Below are 5,429 nucleotides of genomic sequence, written 5' to 3' on the forward strand. Positions count from 1 at the left end.
TTCCAGCACTCCCGCATATTTATGTGATGTCGACTTCTGTGCTCGTCACCAACGAATAAGATAATACCATCTATCGAATACAAAGTCAACAACTTTTTTCAGATTTTTATCATATTAGTGAGCTTTCTGTCCACATCCTTCATAAGGTACTCCTTGAACGCTGTGTAATACTCATGTGTGAACTGTGTATACAGGAACTTATTCCAAAGATTACTGCAGTATGTACTGTCAAAATCATAATATGAATCAGTATATACCAGACCATTGCTGAACCTGGTCACATCCAGATACGGTTCCTTTCCTGCATAGTTAAGTCTCATAACGAGGTTCTTCTGCTCACTGCAGCAAGCAAAAGTCTCAAGAAACATCTTCATCTGATCCTTTGTTATTCTCTCTACGAACATATGTGCCTCCTACTCTGTGTCTTTACTCTCATTGGTCATCCCCCTAACCTCTATAATTATAGCATACGCCTCCGAATTATAAAACCTTTTCGCGCAACAAAAGAACCGGATGTGTAAGTTTATACCACATCCGGTTCTTTTTACTTATATATAGAAGATTCTATATTCTATATTATGATAACTGTGCCTTTGCAACCTCAACAAGCTTTGCAAATCCCTCAGCATCGCTGATAGCCATCTCTGAGAGCATCTTTCTGTTGATGTCAACACCTGCCAGCTTAAGACCATGCATAAGCTTGCTGTATGAGATGTCGTTCATTCTTGCTGCTGCGTTGATACGAGCGATCCAGAGCTGTCTGAACTGTCTCTTTCTCTGCTTTCTGCCAGCGTATGAAGATGTAAGTGCTCTCATAACTGACTGCTTTGCTACTCTATACTGCTTGCTTCTTGCTCCTCTGTAGCCCTTTGCAAGCTTTAATACCTTATTGTGCTTCTGCTTTGCGTTCATTCCGCCTTTAACTCTTGCCATTGGTTTTCTTCCTCCTGATCTATTAGATATAAGGTAATATCTTCTTCATTACCTTCTCGTTTGTTGCGTCTGTCATTGTAGCCTTTCTAAGATTTCTCTTTCTCTTAGTGGTCTTCTTTGTTAAGATATGACTCTTATAAGCTTTAGATCTCTTTAAACCGCCGTTAGCTGTTTTCTTGAAACGCTTAGCTGCTGCTCTTTTTGTCTTTAATTTAGCCATTTTACTTACTTCCTCCTTGAATTATATGTCTATAATAATTTAACGCTTTTGTGTTAAAAACATTATCATGCTTCTTCCTTCAAACTTAGCAGGCTTATCGATAACTGCTATCTCTGCAAGCTTCTCAGCAAAGTTGTCAAGAATAACCTTTGACTGCTCTACATGCGCAAGCTCTCTTCCCCTGAATCGCAGTGTAACCTTAACCTTATCGCCATGCTCAAGGAACTTTCTTGCCTGATTGATCTTGGTATTAAGGTCATTCGCATCGATGTTCGGTGAAAGTCTGACTTCCTTGACTTCCATGGTCTTCTGCTTCTTCTTGGCCTCTTTCTCTTTTCTGGCCTGCTCATAACGATACTTACCATAGTCAACTATCTTGCACACCGGTGGCTGTGCCTTAGGTGCTATCTTCACAAGATCAAGTCCTGCATCCTGAGCCATCTTGTATGCATCCCTGGATGACATTATTCCAACAAGCTGACCATCTTCTCCGATGAGTCGTACCTCTCTGTCTCTAATCTGTTCGTTGATCATTAAATCGCTAATGACTCTCTACCTCCACACTTTTAAAATTCAATTCTCTGACATAAGAAAAGTGGATAGAACCATCTATCCACTTTCTTAATACAAAGCATATTCAAACTCAGGAAAACCCTGTAAATCTTCTAAGCTAAATATTAACCCGAGTCATGTCAGACCATGCTGAGGTGAGAGTGGATACTCTGCTTCTATGTTCACTGTTTCACACAGCAATGGTAGAATACCACATCGCCAGCCGTGTGTCAACTGTTATTTTTCTTTTGTCGATATGCCTCTGTGCTGCCTTTATATCACTCATTATCGCCGTGGGATTCAACCGGGATGAACACCCTGTCATTGTCCTCTTCCTTCACCGGCTTCTGACTCTCCTGCGCAAGCTTCACAAAATACATCTGTGAATCAAGCTTTGCCTTGCCCCTGAGATCCTGCTTCGCATATGAGCCGTCAGGCTGCATGATGTGAGCCTTGAGTGTATCCTCAAGCTGTATCTTAAGGATATTCTTTATCTTCTTCTTAAGCTCCGGATCCTCTACAGGGAACGTTATCTCAACTCGCTTGTCCAGATTTCTAGGCATCCAGTCCGCACTTCCCATGTATATATCCTCAAATCCGTCATTATAGAAATAGAATATTCTCGAGTGCTCAAGATAATTTCCAACTATGGATCTTACTGATATATTATCTGAAAGTCCCGGAACTCCTGCCTTGATACAGCATATTCCCCTGACGATGAGTTCGATCTTTACGCCTGCCTTTGAGGCATCGTAGAGCGCATTCATGATCACCGGATCACAGAGACTGTTCATCTTGGCAACTATCCTTGCCTTTTTGCCCTGTCTCGCATTCTCTGCCTCACGGCCTATCAGCATGAGGAATTTGTCCTTCAGCCAGATCGGGGCAACTGCAAGCTTGTTCCACTTCTTCGGCTCTGAATATCCTGACAGCATGTTGAACACCGCCGTCGCGTCCTCTCCTATGGCATCGCTGCAGGTGAGAAGTCCCATGTCAGTGTAAAGCTTTGCGGTCTGATCATTGTAATTTCCTGTTCCCAGATGCACATATCTTCTGATTCCGTCCTCCTCGCGTCTGACAACCAGTGCGATCTTAGAATGTGTCTTAAGACCCACAAGGCCATAGATAACATGACAGCCCGCCTGCTCCAGCTTCTTGGCCCACGCTATATTGTTCTCCTCGTCAAATCTTGCCTTGAGCTCGACGAGAACAGTTACCTGCTTGCCATTTTCGGCAGCCTGTGCAAGTGCCGCGATGATAGGTGAATTGCCGCTGACACGGTAAAGTGTCTGCTTGATCGCCAGGACATCAGGATCATTTGCCGCCTGTTTTATGAACTCAATGACCGGAGTGAACTCATAATATGGATGGAACAGAAGGATGTCTCCCTTCTTTATCCTGTCAAATATATGGCTGTAATCGCCCATTCCAGGTACAGGCTGCGGTTTGTACTTAGGATACTTCAGATGGTCAAAACCATCTATGCCGTTCACCTTCATGAGGAATGTGAGATCCAGAGGTCCGTTGATCTTGTATACGACCTCGTCATCGACTCCGAGATGCTTCTTGAGCTCCTTAAGGAGCTTCTTGTCCATGGCCTCGTCCACCTCAAGTCTTATGACCTCGCCCCACTGTCTCTGCTTGAGCTGCTTCTCGATCTCCTTCAGCAGATCTGCGGTCTCCTCCTCATCTATGGAGAAGTCTGCATTTCTCATGATACGGTATGGATATGCACACACTATGTCGTAGTTCAGGAACAGCTTGTCAAGGTTCTTCTCGATAACCTCCTCCAGAAGAATTATCTCGGTAACGCCCTTCTCCTCAGAAGGAAGTCTCACGATCCTTGGAAGTACAGATGGAACCTGGACGGTCGCTATATCCGTCACGTCCTTTTTCTTATCGTATATGAGTGCACCTATATTCAGTGATTTATTGCGCACCAGCGGGAATGGTCTGGACGAGTCCACCGCCATAGGTGTGAGTACCGGGTATACATCCTTCTCAAAGTATTTGTCCACGTACTTTGCCTGCTTTGGAGTGAGATCCTCATGGTGTCTCACAAGCTTCAATCCGTTCTGGGCAAGCTGAGGGATGAGGGATCTGTTCAGTGTCTGATACTGGTTCTTCATGAACTCTTTGGTGCTGGCATGGAGTGCGTCAAGCTGCTCCCGCGCCGTCATTCCGGCTATATCCTTCTTGGTGTATCCGGCATGCACCATATCCGTGAGTGATGCTATTCTTACCATGAAGAACTCATCCAGATTGGATGCCGTTATACTCAGGAACTTTATTCTCTCAAACAGAGGAATGGTCCTGTCCTTCGCCTCGGACAGACATCTCTTGTCAAATTCAAGCCAACTGAGCTCTCTGTTATAAAATATCGGATTCTTATCTGCCATCCTTTACAACCCCCTTTTCTGTTTTAACACAGGCTTCACTCCAAAGACCTTTCTGAACAGTTCAGTCTTTGTCTTGAACACCCCTGCCTCAAGCGTAATATCATTCAGTGTATCTACCGTCATCGTGAGCACGTAGTCCTTGAAGCTGAACTTCATATCACTTATCTTCTGCCTGTGGCTCTTGTCAAGGACATCCGCAAGTCTCAGTATGGATGCCAGCTTGGCGACCTTCATGTAATCCGCAGTCATCAGCGATACCTGTGCCTTTGTCTGTGAAGGGAGATAATACTCGTTGAACTTCACAATATTTGCAATCTCCTCCCTCTCCTTGTGGGACAGTCCAAGTATCTCCGTGGACATGATTATGTGATAGGACATCATGGTGCCCACGTTCATATTTACAAATTTGCCACAACTGTGGAGCATGGCTGCGATCTGGAGCTGCAGTCTCTCTCTCCTTCCGAGTCCGTGGACGCTCTTGAAGGAATCAAATATATCCAGTGCGTTCTGCGTCACATTCTGCGTGTGCTTCCTGTTGACCTTATATTTCTTGGCTATGCTGTTTGCCGATGCAATGATATCCTCGTCGAAATTCTTATTCAGCAGAAGCGTTCCGTTCTTATCCATATAATCGGCAACTATTCCGTCACAGAACGTAACATCCGGCGTGATGATATCCTCCGCCCTTGAGTTGTCGAGGAATGACTGGTAAATGATCGCCATCGGAAGCATCAGTGTCGCCCTCTCGTATGGCACACCGTATTTTTCTGAAAGGACCTCCGGGGTGGTCTCAACTACCTTGTGATAAAGCACGCGGAACTGATCTCTTGTGATCTTGTCTGTGATATTCAGCTCCGGTCCGACCTTCTTCAGATTTGCGATTCCGTCTCCTATGGCTATTATGCTCTTGATGTCCTTATCGTTTATAAAGAGGTTCCTGAACTCCTCTATGAAGTTCGATACGAACTCCTCCATGATATTCTCCAGAGCCACCGTGTCTGCGCCGTATTTTGCCAGATAATCCCTTATTCTCACGGCTCCTATAGGAAGGTTCTGTGTCTGGATCAGATTCTGCTTGTCAAATATAGATATCTGAAGACTTCCCGCTCCTATGTCCAGAAGCGCCCTGTTCTTCGTGTCGGCATCCTCAAACTTCGACTTTGCCGCATACGCCTTGTAGTTCATGAATCTCTGCTCCGAGTTGCTGAGCACTGAGACGTCGATGCCTGTGTGCTGCTTTATCCTCTCAAGGACCATGACTGAATTCTCCGCCTCACGCACAGCGGACGATGCATACGCCTTGTATTCACGCACATCGTATTCCC

6 protein-coding genes are annotated in these 5,429 nt (G+C 45.1%); all 6 read right to left on the reverse strand.

Annotated features, from left to right (window positions below; genetic code table 11):
• Positions 1 to 98: 98 nt before the first annotated feature.
• A complete protein-coding gene (locus AB5150_RS10845) occupies positions 99 to 404 on the reverse strand; it encodes a hypothetical protein (RefSeq protein WP_015533881.1) in 306 nt (101 codons plus the stop codon).
• Between the two features lie 172 nt (positions 405 to 576).
• The gene (rplT, locus tag AB5150_RS10850) at positions 577 to 933 is read right to left on the reverse strand and encodes a 50S ribosomal protein L20 (protein ID WP_004849136.1); all 357 of its coding nucleotides are present in this window, start codon (positions 931 to 933) and stop codon (positions 577 to 579) included.
• 22 nt (positions 934 to 955) lie between these two features.
• Positions 956 to 1,153 (reverse strand): 50S ribosomal protein L35, encoded by a 198-nt coding sequence (rpmI, locus tag AB5150_RS10855; RefSeq protein ID WP_004849138.1) that lies wholly within the window; start codon positions 1,151 to 1,153, stop codon positions 956 to 958.
• 39 nt (positions 1,154 to 1,192) lie between these two features.
• Entirely contained in the window at positions 1,193 to 1,687 is a 495-nt protein-coding gene (gene infC / locus AB5150_RS10860) for a translation initiation factor IF-3 (RefSeq protein ID WP_015533882.1), read from the reverse strand.
• A 296-nt stretch (positions 1,688 to 1,983) separates the two neighbouring features.
• Entirely contained in the window at positions 1,984 to 4,104 is a 2,121-nt protein-coding gene (locus tag AB5150_RS10865; RefSeq protein WP_015533883.1) for an RNA degradosome polyphosphate kinase, read from the reverse strand.
• Between the two features lie 3 nt (positions 4,105 to 4,107).
• A partial coding sequence (locus AB5150_RS10870) for an exopolyphosphatase (RefSeq protein WP_368291863.1) occupies positions 4,108 to 5,429 on the reverse strand: 1,322 nt, incomplete at its 5' end.

The sequence above is a fragment of the Coprococcus sp. RTP21281st1_F1_RTP21281_210402 genome (assembly GCF_040915325.1).
GTDB classification, from domain to species: domain Bacteria; phylum Bacillota; class Clostridia; order Lachnospirales; family Lachnospiraceae; genus Coprococcus; species Coprococcus aceti.